Consider the following 16,189-nt stretch of genomic DNA (forward strand, 5'->3'; position numbering starts at 1 on the left):
GTTTCTCACCAAGGAATTGGGGGAGAGCTACGGTGTTAAAGCCCCTCGCCCGCGCACGGGAGAGGGGTTGGGGTGAGGGGATCAGGCGGTTGTTAACCTGATGTACCAGTACATCTATGGTCTAGCGGAAGATCGATGGGATTTCCCGTCAATCGTTCAGCCAAAAGCCAATAGCCAATAGCCATCGTTCGCTGCGCCTCTGCGTTAAACCAACAGGTATTTAACAGCTCGCGATAACCCCCAAGCCGCTAAAGCTTTAGCGGCTTGGGGGTTGTTGTGGTTAATCGACCAGACCAAACTATCAATCCTCTTCATATGGCGCAATGTCAAAATACTAAAAATAGCGCCAAAGTACGAAATTATAGGCTCCACATATGTGATATTATCTGCAATCGAAAATAGATACATATATCATTAACTATCTACATTATTTACCCCATAAAGCATGACGTTCCAGCCCGACAGATCTTCTAATTGATTAGTAGATCGCTTTTGGTTGCCATTTTTACGTTTGTTCAAGCTTTTAGTGTTGGAGAAAGTAATGAGGAAACTAATGAGGCTAAATCTGCTTAAAACCATGGATTATCGGGGATCTCCTATCATAATGGTGCTTGGTATCGGTACATGCTGCTTGGCTGTTTTAGGCTTATTGACAGCATTTCCGGCATTTATCAATCGGGTTCATCAATATGATTTTACCTGCTACTACATGGGCGCTTACGTGCTTAACCATCATGAACCACTGTATCGCGAGTTATACCCCGTAATTGAGCCACGGATCGATGGATTACCATATTCGCCCTATATTTACCCACCTTTTTTTGCCTCCTTGCTTCGACCTCTTGCAACAATTGCGATCAGACCAGCGCAAACGCTTTGGTTATGGATTAATCTGGGGCTGTTGATTGTGGGTTGGCGTTGGTTACTGCGCTTAATCACACTTTCGCTTGGTCAAGCGTATCTGTTATTAGGTTTTCTTATCCTGTTTCCACCATTGTATGAAACCTTAATCTTAGGCCAAGTGAATCTGATTTTATTTGGCTTAGTGCTTGGGTGTTTACTGTTATTGCGCAGGCCATCAACCTCAGCATGGGTCGATATTTTAGCAGGCAGCTTAATCGGCATTGCTGGGGTTATTAAGATTTACCCGCTTGCTTTTGGTTTGATTTTTATCATCCATCGACGCTATCGGGCAATTGCAGGCGTGATTGGGGGAATAATGGCCGCAATCGGGGTTGGGATATGGCTTGGAGGTGGTTGGCAAAATACGATCATCTTCTTTACCGAGATTATGCCAAACCTGCGGCATTTATCAAATATTATTGATCAATCGATCTGGCCATTTAGCAAACGGCTCTTCCAAGAACATAATTATATCTATCAATATCACAATCAGGTTATATACTTAACGCTTAAGCCATTGATCAATGCGCCACTGCTTGCGCCAATTGTGGCAGTAATCCTTGCAAGTACGATTGGAATCCCATCAATTAAGTATTTTTTCGCACGCTGGCGTGGTGATTCAAATGCTGATCTGCTGTGGTTTGACCTTGGCCTGATTATTAGCTTAACCCTCTTATGCTTTCCGGTTGTTCATAATCATTATCTGTTTTTGTTAGTTATCCCCATGGCGTGGCTGATGAATCATGCGCGAAGCCTAGCATCCAACCAACGCCAATGGCTTTGGCTCGGTTTACTTATGAGCCTCCTACCATTGGTAATTGAACGCTTTTGGCGCTTTTTGCTCGACCAAGCGCCTACACCAATCTTCTTGAGCTTCGGCTTTATCTCAAATGTGATCCTATGGGCGTTATTAATCTATTATCGCCCAATTAAGCCTATCTCAGCCCAACCTTATCACCAACAAGCCTAAATACCATGGTTGATGCAGAGCACGGCTATAGGCTAGTGGCTATTTGTAATGGTTCATTGGATTAACAACGAGGAGCATGCCCTCACCCCCAGCTCCTCTCCCACTGCACGCGGGCGAGGGGAGCCGACTATTTCACTATCCATTGCGCCAAAATCGCCGATTAAAGCCCCGCGCCCGCGCCACGGGCGAGGGGTTGGGGTGAGGGGATCAGGCGGTTGTTAACGTGATAAACCAGTACAGCTATTGGCTAGCGGAAGATCGGTGGGATTTCCCGCCAATCGTTCATCCAAAAGCCACTAGCCCACAGCCTATAGCCCTTCGTGCTCTGCGCCTCTGCGTTAAAACCTGACCCTGACCCCTCGTTTAGCGTTCGGCGAAATGCTCAACTGGCTCACGGGGCACGCGCGGCAATATCGCCGAAACCACTTCATAGGCATTTGTGCCCAACCACGCAGCCACTTCTTCGGCGCGAATGCGATCAGCGCCCTGTTGACCAATGAGTACCACCTGATCGCCACGCTGCACATGCTCCAGCTCGGTTACATCGATCATAGCATAATCCATACAAACGCGGCCAACGACTGGCACACGTCGGCCATGAATCAGCACTTCGCGCCATGGTTGGGGCGCACGCCGAAAACCGTCTGCATAGCCAACCGGAATCGTCGCAATCTGCGATGGGCGCTTGGTAACAAAGGTGCAGCCATAGGAGATTGGGCTACCAGCCGCCAGTTGGCGCACTTGGGCGACTTCGGTCTGAAACTCCAAAACTGGTTGTAAGCCCAAACGCACATCGCTGCTTGGGTCGATACCATACAAGCCAATGCCTGCCCGCACCATATCGTAGCGCGCACTGGGATGAGCCATGGCTGCGGCACTATTGGCGGCATGCACCACTGGCGGGCGTAATCCTCGCGCAGTTAATTGATCAAGTACCTGCTGAAAGCGCTGTTGTTGCAGTTCAAAAAAGCTGGCATCAGCTTCATCTGCATTGGCAAAATGGGTAAAAATGCCCACCACTTCAATGCCCGCCAAGCTATTCAGCCATGCGATAAAATCCACAGCTTGCTCGATTGCCAAACCAAGCCGTGCCATGCCAGTATCGATTTTAATATGCACTTGGGCTTTGATGCCCAAGGCGCTGGCTTGTTCATGCAACGATTGGGCAACATGGCGATCAAACAACGCCACGCTAATCCGATTGAGCAATACTTCGCGCATTTGCCAAGCTGGCGTATAGCCCAAAATCAAAATCGGCGCAGCAATATCTGCTTGACGCAAATGTAAGGCTTCGCCCAAGGTTGCCACCGCCAATTCGCTTGCGCCATGCAACAGCACCGTGCGCGCCGAACGCACTGCACCATGGCCGTAGGCATCTGCTTTGAGCACCGCCATCAGCGGCACACCAGCTGCTTGGCGAATCGCCTGCACATTCGCGGCCAAGGCATCCAGATCGATGCGCACCGTTGTTGGCCGATCGGGCAGGCCAATCCGTACATTGCGCCACACATGCTCTTGGCGCACCAAGACTTGGCGCGGATCGCTTGCTGCGGCCAATAATCCAGCCACCACATGTTCCATGCGCGCTTCGGCAGCACCCTTCACCAACACCAAATCGCCTGCACCAAGATCGCTTGGCACTGCTGCTAAGGCCGCCGCCGCGCTATGCACGCTGATGGTGTTAATGTGATAACCGTTGGTTAAGCTTAGTTCACGTGCTCGATTGGCCGCGAGCGCAGCTTGATCGCCTTTGGTAATTAAGAGATCAACATGCTCGGCGGCAGTTTGGCCCACTTGTTGATGAAAATGAGGACTGGCAGCACCCAATTCAGCCATATCGCCCAGAATTGCAATCCGGCGACGGGCTGGCAACGAGCCAAGCGTTTGCAGCGCAGCATACACCGATTCGGGGGCAGCATTAAAGGTATCATCAATAATTATTGCGCCATTGCGCCCCGCCAACGGGTTGAAACGGCCATGCGCTGGGGTTAAATTGGCCAAGGCTGCCTGCATTTCGGCCAAACTCAGGCCCGCAACATAGCCAACCGCAAGCGCAAACGCCGCCGCCTGCACACTTGGCACGCCACTTGCTGAAAGTTGAATGCGTTCAGGGGCATGTTCAGGTATGTGGATAGTAAAACGGGTTGTCTGAACGGTGCTGGTCACATCGCTCCAACGAATTTCGCACGCTGCATTCTGCCCAACCCGCAGAAGGCGAGCGTGCGTTTGTTCAGCCATTGCAGCCACAAGGGGATCATCGCCATTCAAGATTGCGTAACCGTGGGCGGGTAACTGTTGAATAATAGCGGCCTTTTCGTGGGCAATTGCGGCTTGCGAGCCAAAGGCCCCAAAATGTGCCGAACCAACATTGGTGACAATGCCAATCTCCGGTGGAAACAGCTGACAGAGCTGGCTAATCTCGCCTGGATGATCGGCTCCAAACTCTAAAACTGCCCATTGCTGAGCCGCAAGCTCGGCCATAGTTACCGACAACCCTAAATCGGCATTGAACGACCGTGGGCTGCGCAGCACTGCGTAACGGCTCGCTAAAACGTGAGCAACCGCCCGTTTGGTCGAGGTTTTGCCAACGCTGCCAGTAATCGCCACCGTGCGCGGCGCATGCTTGGCAAATTGGGCTTTGGCCCAACGCCGTAACAAGCTCAAGGGATCGTCACAGGTCAAGACACTAATCGCTGCTGGGATGACGCTTGGTGCATATTGACAGACAATCCCTGTCGCGCCAGCGGCAATGGCATCGCGAATAAATCCATGGCCATCAGCCCGCGCTGTTTGCAGCGCAATAAATAGATCACCAGTTCGGGCGAGACGCGAGTCATACGCCCAACCTGACCATTGTATCTGGTCGCCAGCCTGCGCTAGGTGCGCTCCGGCGGCAATTAAATCTATAACATGAATCATGAAATTCCTACTCAACATACAACCCAACCACGTTGGTTGGGCCAGCGATCGACAGCCGCGTATCCCACATGGCTTCCCTACTTATGGGGATGCATTATAGCCAAAATTGGCGACCTTCGTCCTATCAGGATATGTGCATAGCGCCAAGTAGAACGGTTGTATAATCGCAGTGTGTGTTGGTATTTTATCTCGTGGAGGGATGTTTTATGCAACGGATTCGAGTAGTGCTACGCGAAGTGGCGCAACAAAAGGGTTTCAACATCACATCACTAGCCGACGCAGCCAAAGTCAACCCCGAAACGGTTCGCAAACTGTGGCACGATGAATCGAAGCGCATCGACCGCGAGAACCTTGAGAAAATCGCGAACGCGCTGCAAGTTAGCCCGCTGATGCTTCTCTCAGTCGGCGGTAAAGACTAAGAAACAATGAAGGTCGGGATACCCCGACCTTCATTGTTTCTAGTAGTAGAATATTCGGCACATTTCATTGACAGCGAGGGGTAGCCATGCTATGATCGCAGTATCTAAAAAATTTGCTCCATTATATGCGAAAGTCGGCTCCATGCCGTGCGCTCGGTAAACGAGCCTAGCTATAATGGAGCAATTTTATTTAACTCAAAACTATTTTTTCGATCATAAAATTTTTCACGTTCTCTTGCTTTTGTATCGTATAAATCGAAAATGAGGCTAATTTTTGAACGAACAATATCAATATACCGAATTTCACGATAGATAAATGCTCGCTGAACTGCCCAATTCATATAATCAATAATTGAGAGACAAGGCTCAGAGCTAGGAGTTTGCGCGTAGATATGGCGTTGGCTATTCATTATTCGATTATTTTTTTGCTCAAACCTCGTAACAGCTTCATTAATTGCACTAGTGAGCGGTTCTTGGCGAGTACTGGAACCACGCTGAGAGAAATAAATATGATTTGTATGATGCAAATGCAAATTGTTCTGAAATAAAACACTCACGAGATGATGATAAAATTGAAGTTCTTTCGCTTGAAAGTTATTGCGAAAAACTTTTTCTACTTTTCGGGCAACTACAAATTGAGCACTAAATTCCATCGTCGCAATCTCTTCAAAAAAGCTATCGCGAATTTGGGCCACATCATTCTTTGCGTGCAGTGCCTTCTTGGTTTTAGCCAATGATGGAATCTGTTGATATTCAGGCTTATTCACAATCGTTTGCTGAAATTGACGAACATGGCTACGCAAGCGTGCTGGATCAGCAGTTTTGATAAAGCCAAGGATTAGTATTTTGAGCATCCTTGTTCACCAACAATTAAATTGCCACGTTTATCGTAAAAAGTCGGATCACCAGATTCATCTACGAAAAAATAACAATCATTTACTTTCATTTCGCCCATCCTCGTAATTCGATCGTTTACCATCATTGCTAAAGTTGTGGGCTGAACAAGCTATAGTTGTAACCCATAGTCATTCAGCCCGCAAAAAATTCAATTCAGTAGAATATTCAGCTTAAAGGAAATCGATTTCGCACGCACCTGACATACAGGCCAATTCTTGCGCTGCCGTGGTCAAATCTTCTTCTTCGTAGCGATACACTTTCGAGAAGTCGATTGGCGGGAATTCGGCAGCGAGTTTTTCGTATTCTTCGCGGCCAATTTCCACATACGGCATTTGGGCATAATTGGCATCAAATGATGGCAAGAAGGCCATCCCACCAATTACCTCGCGGTTTTCCCAAATCCATTTCATCACTTCCATCACTTCATCGGGCTTGTAGGTAATCGTCACCGATGGATTATGTTCAGTCCAATTGAGTTTGTTTTGCAACCAATAGTTACATTGCTCAATCGCGCCACGGCTATTGCGGGTAATCGCATTTTCTGGCGCTTTGACTGGGAAGTGCACAACCCAAGTCGTTGCATCATCACGGGTCTGGCCATTTTCAGGGTCCATCGGCACGCCAGCATCGCGCAACACTTTGTAAATTGGCGAGTGGGTGCTAACCCGCACGTTGCGAATGTAGTATGGTGCCCAGCGTGAGTGCAGACCCGAAGCACAATCCAGTAATTGGCTGCTGTTGCCACTTGGCTTGACACATGTGATCGATACTGATTGATTGATGCCCAGCTTTTCTGCATATTCGCGGTTAACTTCGACCGCAATTTCGAGCAAGCGGCGTTGTACTTCTGGATCTTGCGCCACTGTACTATCCATTTGGCCGGTGATGTCCACGCCGAGCAAGCGTTCTTCTTGGCAGTTTTCCGACCATTGAGGCCGCAAACCTGGGAAGTGGGTCGCCATTGATTGGATGGTGCCAATAATCGTGGCAACTTCGACTTTTTCGCGCAACGTTTCAAAGGTATCGTCGGCACGAGCAACCGCTGCCGTCAAATTACAAAACTGGTAAGGCCGCAGAATAATTTCGCCACCAAAACTGTTACCTGCTCTTGCGAGCCGCCACAACCATTTCTGTTGTGGTCTGCACCTTCAATTGGTTATACGTGCAGTTCAGAGTGCGTCACCAACTCAATTGAGTTGCCCTTTGTCACTCGTTCGCGGCTTCCCTTGCGGGCGATCCGACGACGTTACCTACTTCTAGGCTTCCATCGTTATTCAGGGTTTTCCTAGGTTGTCACCAACTTAGGCCGCTAGGCTTAACGGATTCGTGCCATATTCGGCGGGCTTGCGACGGGCTGGGCGCATATCGATCGCGCTTTGGCGATTGAAAATGCCAGGTTCGCCGCGACCAGATTTCACCATCGTCAACACTTGCTCAATGATTTCGAGTTGGGTCAAACCACTAGCTGGCCAGACCGCTGAGTTATTGGCGTTCCAGCGTTGGCTATTTTCGCGGTCGAAATCACCATCTTTGGCAGTCAGCATATCGTGATCGTCGTAATCGAACAGACTGATCATTGCTGTACGCCGCACGCCACCACTGACCGCTGCATTACCAACCGAGCACATAATATCGTGGGCATCGATTGAGCGCAGGAACGAGCCTTGGCGCGCCAAAACCCGTGAGCGAGCAAAATCGAGCATCTGGCGGAATGGCTCAGGCCCTGAAGCACGGCCACCTTTGATCCGCAATGGAGCGCCAGCAGGCCGCAATTGCGAAAGATCAAAACTAACATCGTTGCCATCGAACCAGGTTTGCAAGCCAAAGCGCAGCGCATCGGCCCAGCCCTCAGCTGAATCTTCAACTACATATTGGGTGGCTGGCGCACCTGATTGGCGCTTGACCCGTGGGAATTGCTCGATGTATTTGTGTTCGACCGAGAAGCCAACGCCACAACCGCTCATTGAAATAATCAAGGCTTCAACAAACGAATCGATGCTATCGACTGGTAAATATGAGCAGTTGTAAATCGCAATATTGTTGCGGCGAGCAGCAGGCCCAGCCATCGCCAACAAGCGCATTGAAGGCATGGCACGCATTTCAAGAATCGCTTGGCGCACGCGGTTGTAGGTTGCGTCATCAAGCTTATTGTCAGAAATTTCGCGCAAGAAATTCACCGAGCGATCGACGGTTTCGATCCAGGTTTCGCGGCGGCCCAAATCGTAATCGAAGCGCGAATATTTATCGAAGAACTGGAATTTTTGCAACGGCGAAGGAAAATATTGGTCTGATTCGGCAAAGGCATGGCGAATCGCTTCAGGCACAGGTCGTTGTTCACGCTTTTTGGCATGTTCGGCGCGATAGAGAATGTAGCTCTTGGCGGCATCAAACTCGCCAGCAGCTTGCAACATCACCTCAACTGTATCTTGCACAGCTTCGACAGTTGGCGTGGTGGTATATTTGGCAGCCAAAATATTGACCACCCGTTGGGCCAATTCGGCAACGGTGATATGTGGTTGACGGCCTAAACCAGCAAAACAGCGGGTTAAGGCACGTTCAATTCGGGCTACATCAAATGCCACTTCACGACCATCACGCTTGATAATGGTGGCTGGCGGCGTTACTTGGCGGTCATCGAGCGGGGTCAAGGTGACCTGTTCCGTCATAACCAAGTCCTTTCAAACATCCAAAAAATGAGAACAAAAAATTAAGCCAGCAATCAAACAATGATTACAGCGGCAAATACAAGTTTTTTTGATTGATTGCGTGTGCATTGAAGGCAGAGGCGCAGAGCAATCCATTCACATTTGGTTGCATTGGGGCAACCACGAGTACCTAGAGACTAAGCCTTCCCATTAAAAAACAGCAAGCAAAGAGCGATTCTCTTACTTACTGTACAGACTCAAAAAAATATGCGTTACAAGTCGTAACGCTATCGTAAATCTACTCTGTAAACGGTGCTTTGATGAAAGCTAGGAAGCTTGTGCAATCCAATATATAGTATGTCTTTTTAGCTGTCAACACTACATCTAGTATTTTTTATGGAAAGTGGGCTAAAAAAACGAGTTGCAATCGTTGGCTATTTAGCAGATTCTAACGGTGCAAAACTTGCTTATCCACAAGCTATAAACAGCCAGCAAACCAATTTTAATGAAGATTAGAAAATTCCAAATTGGCCAAAATCACCCCTAAAGGTTAAACCGCAGGCGTGATTTGAACGATCATCATGCAACTGTAATGTATAAAATCGCTGGTTTGGCTCTATAATGGGTTTATCGGCTTTGTAAAAGGTATAGCAGATTATGGCGCACACAAGCAAGCCAAAACCAACCATTGCATGGAGCTTGATCATCGGGCTGCTGCTTGGCCCAGCCTTATTGATTATCCTGCGCCTGTTTCCTGCGCTTGATCTGCGGGTTCAATCGCCAGCTGGCCATTTTTGGATCGTCACAATTGCCCTGCTGATCGGTTTAGGCATGATTGGCTTGATGATTCGGGCCGCTTTGGTGCGCCGCGATGGTCGGGCATTAATGCTTGGCTTAGGCTTTTTGGCCATGTCGCTGATGTTCTTGGTGCACGCGATCGCCACGCCAGGCGTGATGTTTAGCAATACCTCGGTTGCAACGCAATGGTCAACTCCCTTGGCGCTCTTCGTGGCCTCAATCATTTTTACTTTGAGCATGAGCCAACGCCTTGCAGAAGGCCTGATTCGCTCGTGGCAACGCTGGATGCTGATTGGCTTTGGGCTGTGGATAGGCTATACGCTCTTGATGATGGCCTATATTCCCAGCACCGTCATTGCAATTACACCTGCGCCAAGCAGCCAGCCAACCCAGATTAGCGCTGATACAGCGCCGCTGCCAGTCACAACGCCGCAACCAATCACCACCGCTAGCCCCCATTCGCTGCATAACGAAATGCGTAGCCTTGCGCCAAATGTCTTCCCGTTTATCGTGTGGCTCACGGTGGCCTTGTTTGGCTGGACGGCTTGGTTTTATGGCAAGCAATGGCGGGCGAATCCAACCTTGCCTTTAGCAACCTTTGTGATTGCGGCGATTCTTTTGGCCGAAACCGCATTGGCCGCCTTGTATGGCGAGCTGTGGCAATTATCATTTTGGAGCTATCACGTACTATTGCTCGCGGCGATTGGCACCATTACCTATGGCGTGATTCGCGGCGTGGAGCGCACTGGCTCGTTGACAAGTGCCGTCGAGGGCTTGTTGCTCAAAAGCACGCTGCAACGTCAACAAGCAGGCTTTCAGAACGCCATGAGCCAATTGCTAACTGCCTTTGAAGCAGGCGACCGTACCACCAGCCCAAGCTTGCGCCGCGAACTCAGCCAACAATTTGCCTTGGCAGAAGATCAGCTCGACCTCTTGCAACAGGCAGTCGGCTTGGTGGCCCAAGATCGCGAGCAAAGCCGCCGCTTGCAAGCCTTGGTCGATATTAGCTATACCGTGACGCTCGAATTAGAAGCCGATGCCTTGATGAGTCGCGTGGTTGCCAGTTTGGCCAATATGCTGCAACCAGCCTTGGCCGCGGTTGGCTTGCTTGATGCAGAACATTTGCAGATTCAAGCCCAACATTATTTGATCAAAGGCGAGCCATCGCACCAAGCGCTGAGTCTACCGCTTAGCGCCTTCCCAATGGAATGGCTGACCGTTACCGATTTACCCTACGTCAGCGCGCTTACCGGCCCGCTCAAGCCCTTAGCAGTCAATCAACAACAAGCCTACTTGATTCCATTACAGCACCGCACGCAGTTGATTGGGATTTTGTTTTTGCAACTCAATGCTGATCAACAGATCGATGCTCGTAGCGAAGGCGTGTTGCAATCGGTCGCGGCGCACCTTGCCAACGGGATTATCAACAGCCGCTTGTATAGCGCCTTGCAAACCGAGCACCAGCAATTGCAACGCAGTGAACAATTGCGCGAACAAATGAATCAGATGGTTGTCCACGATCTCAAAAATCCGCTGACGGTGATCATCAATTATCTTGATTTGTTGCGTCGCCAAAACTTGCCTGAGAGCCAACGCGAGTTGGTCGAGGGAGCACGGCGCTCGTCGCGCACATTAGTGGGCTTGGTTTCCGATTTATTGGATACAGCGCGCTTGCAAGAAGGCCACATGGTCATCAACCGCGAACATGTGCCAATCGCCCCGCTCTTGAATAATGTGGCCAATGAGCTGCGTTCCTGGGCTGAGCAAGAAGCCAAAGTTATTTCAATTCAGGCCGAGCCAGAGCTATACGCCACAATCGATGGCGATTTGATGCGGCGGGTTTTGAGCAATCTGCTCTCAAATGCCATCAAACATACGCCAATGCAAACTGAAATTAAATTAATTGCCCACCACGCTGCTGGCCAAATCATCTTCCAAGTGATTGATAATGGGCCGGGCATTCCTGAGGCCTTGCAAGAATCGCTCTTCGATCGTTTTACGACGCTGAGCGAGCAGCAATATGCCCGCCAACGCAGCACGGGCTTAGGCTTGTATTTCTGTAAATTGGCGGTCGAAGCTCACGAGGGCACAATTGGGGTAGTCAGTAATTCAGAATCGGGCACGACCTTTACCATCAGCATGCCTGACCATAATTAAGCGCCAGCAACTTTGAGCGCCACCAGCGTAATATCGTCGTGTTGAGGATGATCGCCGATAAATTGGTTGATTTCGTTAATTACCAAATCAACCCATTCAGCGCTGGTTAGGCTATGATCGTGTTGGCGCAGCAACTCCTCAAATCGATCAAATCCCCACATATCACCAGTGCTATCCTTCGATTCAACCACGCCATCGGTGTAGAACAGCACCATATCGTTTGGCTCAAGCTGATAGCTGGCGGTTTCGTAGGGCGTGTTGGCCATAATTCCCAGTGGAAAGTGTGGGCCGGGCGCAGTAGCATAGACCAAATCACCATTCGCGCGCCGAATAATTGGATCAAGCTGGCCTGCATTGGCCAAGGCCAACCGATAATCAACAAGATCGAACGTCGCATAGGCCAAGGCCACAAAGGTATGGCGCGGAATATCTAAAGTTACCCAGCGATTGGTTTCTTGCATGACGATTTGCGGCGTTTCATGATCCCACGCTTCCGAGCGCACAATCGAACGTGCTACCGCCATCAACATCGCGCCAGGAATGCTCTTGCCCGAAGCATCGCCGACCATCAAGGCCCAGCTGCCATCGCGCAACTCGGTCACCTCGTAGAAATCGCCGCCAGTTTCGCGGGCTGGCAAACAGACAGCTGCCAACTCCACGCCTTGGGCCACAGGCAAGCTGCGCGGAAACAAGTTGCTCTGAATTTGGCGCGCAATTTCTAGTTCTTGCTCAACTCGAGTCACCGATTCTTGGTAGAGCCGAGCATGCTCAAGCGCGGTTGCTGCTTGGTTGGCAAACGTCATGGCCAATTCGGTATCGCCTTGGGTAAAGGCATTGGGCTGCAACGAATTAATATTCAGCACCCCCAACACAACACCTTTGCTAATCAAGGGCACGCCAATCCACGAGCGCACGACGCTTGGCATCGGCGAGCGCGTCCATTGCGGATCGCTAACCGTATCAGGAACCACCAACGGCTTGCCACTTAGCATCACCCGCCCAGCCCCACTGGTCAAATCAAGCGGGAAGGTCAGTTCGCGCCATTCAACCGCCAACTGCTCATCTTGAGCTTGGCGTGCGACAATCCGCAACAAATTATTCGATGGCAACATCACCGAAGTCGAATCGAAGGTAATAACTTTGCGCAACTCACGCAAAATCAAATCAAGCACTTCATCGGGATTGAAGGTGGTGTTGAGCACACGGGCAATTTCGCGCATCGTTTCAGCGGTACGGTGCGCGGTTTGTTCAGCAGCATACAAGCGGGCATTGCGCACACTCAAGGCCAGCTGGCGACCAACGTTAAACAAAAATTGCTCATCGCTTGGCCCAAACGCCGCTGGCCGCGTTGCCCGCACTGCCAGCACGCCCAAAGGCTGGGCCGAAGCAATCAGCGGCACGCTCAGCCACGAGTGCATAAAACCAGAATTGGTCGGAATCGGCGGCTCAACCAAATCGGGGTGGAGCGCCCAATCGCGGTAAATATCGTTCATGCGCAACGGCTTGACATGCAGATAGGTCCAGCGAGTCAGCGAGCCATCAGGTAAAGGATGGCCGATTACTGCCGTTTGAACTTCGTGACCTTCTTCGAGCACGACCGCCGTTTCAACCCGATCGGCGCTGCCAATCACCACTTGGAAGGCATCGGCATTGAGGAAACTGCGCAACACCAAATCCAACGAACGCAGCATTTCATACAAATCGAGCGTCGACGTGACCAATTGCGTGATCCGTTGTTGGGCATCAAGCTCGGCCAATTGGCGCTCGCGTTGAGCAAACGAACGCGCATTTTGAATTGCCAAGCCCAATTGATGCGCAACCTGCAACATAAATTGCTCGTCGCTCTCGCTGAAATGGCTGGCGGTCATCGATTGAGTGGTGATTGCGCCTAGCACCTCGCCACGGTGGTTGATCAATGGCGTGCCAAGCCACGACAAGGCCACCTCATCGTTGACCTGCACCGTTTTCAATTCAGGGTAGAGGGTGGGAATATCAGTAACCGTGTTGTTGAAGCGCAGCGCCTTGGCATTGCGCAAAATCCAGGCGGTTGGCGTGTTTGGCGGGAGCGATGTACCAACCATCGAGCCATAATCAAGCAACTCACCGCGCTCAACGACGCACAAATCTTCAATCACATAGGTTTTGGGATTATTCAATAAGATATAAAAGCCATCAATGTTGAGAAACGAAGTCAAAAGTGGGTTCAGCCCACGGAACATCTCGTGAATATCCATGGTGCGATTGAGCAATTCGCCAACCAATTTAAGCGTATTCAGCTCGTTTAATTGGCGTTCGCGTTGGGCAAACAGGCGCGCATTTTGAATCGCCAAGGTCAGTTGTTGGCCAAGCTGCGCCATAAATTGCTCATCGCGGGTGCTAAACACGTTGGCCTGAAAACTCTGGATCGCAATCAGCCCAATCACATTTGTGGTTTGGTCGTTGAGCGGCACGCCAAGCCACGCCTTGGTACGCTCAGATGAAATCCGCACATTACTATCTTCAGGCGCAACTTCATCTGAGGTTTCTTGCGAAATATCGCCAAAACGCAGCGGTTTACGGGTATGCAACACTTGCCAGGTTGGCGTGTGCTCAGGTGGAATCAGCCCAATCATCCAACGAAAATCGCCCTCGCCCTCACGATTCAAGGCATAAACCGCCTCGACCATGTGAGTTTTTGGCTGATTCAGCATCACAAAAAAGCCATCGATATGCAAAAACTCAGTTAATACTGCGTCGATGGCCCGCAGCATCGCCTCAATTTCAAGCGTTGAGCCAAGCAAACTGCTGATCCGTTGCAAGGCGTTGAGTTCGGCCAATTGGCGTTCGCGCTGCTGATAGAGCTGCACATTCAGCACATGCAAACTGACTTGGCTCGCTACCGATTGCAGAAAAAAGCGGTCGCGGTCGCTGAAAGCATAGGGCTGATAATTCTGAATCGCAATCACACCCAAGGGGCGGCGATTGGCATCGAGCATCGGCACGCCCAGCCAGCTTTCCGAAGGCGAACCTTTGATTGTGCGTCGAATAATCGTCGGATAATGGCGAATATCACGCGAAACATGGCGCAAAAACAATGGTTCGCATTTGCTCAGCACCCAATCGGTAAACGAACCTTTGCGCGGCATCGCCTCTTCGCTCAGATAGGTCGCTTCGTTATCGTCCTCAATCGCAATGCTATCAGTCAATAATTGGCGTTCAGGATCGTAAATCGCCATATAAAACACATCGACTGGCAAAAACGAGCGAATTGCATCATTTAATTGATGCAGCAAGGTTGAAAGATTGAGCGCGCGTACCGTGGCAGCGCTAATCGCGCTCAGCGCTTCTAATTCGGCAATTTGGCGACGTTGCTGCGCCAGAATATTGCCATGCTCCAAGGCCAAAGCCAATTGATTGCTAACCACTTGCAGCAATTCAACTTCTTCAGTTTTGAAATTCCGTTCCTCTGTTTGGCCAACTAAGAGCACGCCAATCACGGTTTCATGGCGGCGCAATGGGATAGCAAGCGTCGTCGCGAGGTGGTTGAGTTGCGCCATTTGCCAATATTTGGATTGGCTCTGATGATCAACAATTGCGCTATTGCTGCTAATTGCAATTCCGAAAATCGAATCCAGCGCTACAAACGATTCGGGCAAGCTGCCGTTGGACAAACCACGCTGCACAATCGGCTGTAATTCGTTGGCGTTGAGCGAACACACCACGCCAGCATTGAGATGCATTAATTCGAGCATAAAATCGAGCGCCAGCCCAAACATCTCAGTTAATGGGAGCTGCTGGGTTAGCATTGCAGCAATATCACTGATGACGAATAAATCGGCATTACGCAGCTCGATTTGGTGTTCCAACGAGCCAGTTAATTCAGCTTGGCGATGTGAAAGCAGCGCATTTTCCAGCGCCACCGCCATGGAGTTAGCAATCCGCGTCAGCAAGTCAAGATCAGCTTCGTCGAATGCGCCAACGGTATAGCTTTGCAGCGAAATTACGCCCAGCGCCGATGTGCCAATCACCAAGGGCACGCCCATCCAGCCGCGCGAGAGCTTATCGCTGCCAAATTGCAACAGTCGGGGCAGGCCAATCGATTCACGTTCAATCGTGAGGTCGCGAAACAACAATGGCTGGCGCTGGCGAATCAAATAGCCAGTGAGTGGGCCAATCGGATCATGTTCGCTAAACTCAATCACCCCTTCATCAACCAACATGGCGATACGATAAGCGCTATCGTCGTATTGGTCAGAAAGGGCGATAAAACAGGCATCAAATTGCCAAACCGTCTGCAATTCTTGGTAGATGGTGCGCAATAACTCGAACGAATCCTGTTGCCCACGACAAGCAAGCCCAATGCGATAGAGCGCATCGAGAGCACGTTGGGTTTGATGGCGTTCAGCCTCAAGGGCTTCCACCCGACTTTTGAGCGTGGGTTTACGAGTACGTTGGGTCATAAGCAGAACCGCAGCAGTTTTACCAGCGCAAACATAGCACAA

The 16,189-nt window shown here is 50.3% G+C and carries 8 protein-coding genes; 3 read left to right on the top strand and 5 right to left on the bottom strand.

Annotation, left to right across the window (positions count from 1 at the left end):
- Window positions 1-709: 709 nt before the first annotated feature.
- Entirely contained in the window at window positions 710-1,873 is a 1,164-nt protein-coding gene (locus C5S61_RS13670) for a glycosyltransferase family 87 protein (protein ID WP_240614522.1), read from the top strand.
- 363 nt (window positions 1,874-2,236) lie between these two features.
- Here C5S61_RS13670 and alr read toward each other — a convergent pair whose 3' ends face one another.
- Window positions 2,237-4,792 (bottom strand): alanine racemase, encoded by a 2,556-nt coding sequence (gene alr, locus C5S61_RS13675; RefSeq protein WP_110515607.1) that lies wholly within the window; start codon window positions 4,790-4,792, stop codon window positions 2,237-2,239.
- Between the two features lie 206 nt (window positions 4,793-4,998).
- Between alr and C5S61_RS13680 the strand changes: the two genes are divergently transcribed.
- Window positions 4,999-5,211 carry a helix-turn-helix domain-containing protein gene (locus tag C5S61_RS13680; RefSeq protein WP_110515608.1) on the top strand — a complete coding sequence of 71 codons (213 nt, stop codon included), beginning with the start codon at window positions 4,999-5,001 and terminating at the stop codon, window positions 5,209-5,211.
- A 170-nt stretch (window positions 5,212-5,381) separates the two neighbouring features.
- On the opposite strand, the gene C5S61_RS13685 is transcribed toward C5S61_RS13680, so the two are convergent.
- The 3 genes from C5S61_RS13685 to C5S61_RS13695 all read right to left on the bottom strand — a co-directional run bounded on the left by C5S61_RS13685 (window position 5,382) and on the right by C5S61_RS13695 (window position 8,774).
- Window positions 5,382-6,065 (bottom strand): hypothetical protein, encoded by a 684-nt coding sequence (locus tag C5S61_RS13685; RefSeq protein WP_110515609.1) that lies wholly within the window; start codon window positions 6,063-6,065, stop codon window positions 5,382-5,384.
- A 213-nt stretch (window positions 6,066-6,278) separates the two neighbouring features.
- Complete coding sequence (locus C5S61_RS13690) at window positions 6,279-7,232, bottom strand: glycyl radical enzyme family protein (RefSeq protein WP_205701402.1); 954 nt, start codon at window positions 7,230-7,232, stop codon at window positions 6,279-6,281.
- 177 nt (window positions 7,233-7,409) lie between these two features.
- Window positions 7,410-8,774, bottom strand: a complete 1,365-nt coding sequence (locus C5S61_RS13695; RefSeq protein WP_240614521.1) for an ATP cone domain-containing protein — start codon at window positions 8,772-8,774, stop codon at window positions 7,410-7,412.
- A 636-nt stretch (window positions 8,775-9,410) separates the two neighbouring features.
- Between C5S61_RS13695 and C5S61_RS13700 the strand changes: the two genes are divergently transcribed.
- Window positions 9,411-11,708, top strand: a complete 2,298-nt coding sequence (locus tag C5S61_RS13700) for a sensor histidine kinase (RefSeq protein ID WP_110515610.1) — start codon at window positions 9,411-9,413, stop codon at window positions 11,706-11,708.
- Here the strand turns inward: C5S61_RS13700 and C5S61_RS13705 are convergent.
- On the bottom strand, window positions 11,705-16,147 hold the full coding sequence (locus C5S61_RS13705; protein WP_124033430.1) for a GAF domain-containing protein: 4,443 nt from the start codon (window positions 16,145-16,147) through the stop codon (window positions 11,705-11,707). The genes C5S61_RS13700 and C5S61_RS13705 overlap by 4 nt on opposite strands.
- Between the last annotated feature and the right edge of the window lie 42 nt (window positions 16,148-16,189).

The sequence above is a fragment of the Herpetosiphon llansteffanensis genome, assembly GCF_003205875.1.
Taxonomy (GTDB): domain Bacteria; phylum Chloroflexota; class Chloroflexia; order Chloroflexales; family Herpetosiphonaceae; genus Herpetosiphon; species Herpetosiphon llansteffanensis.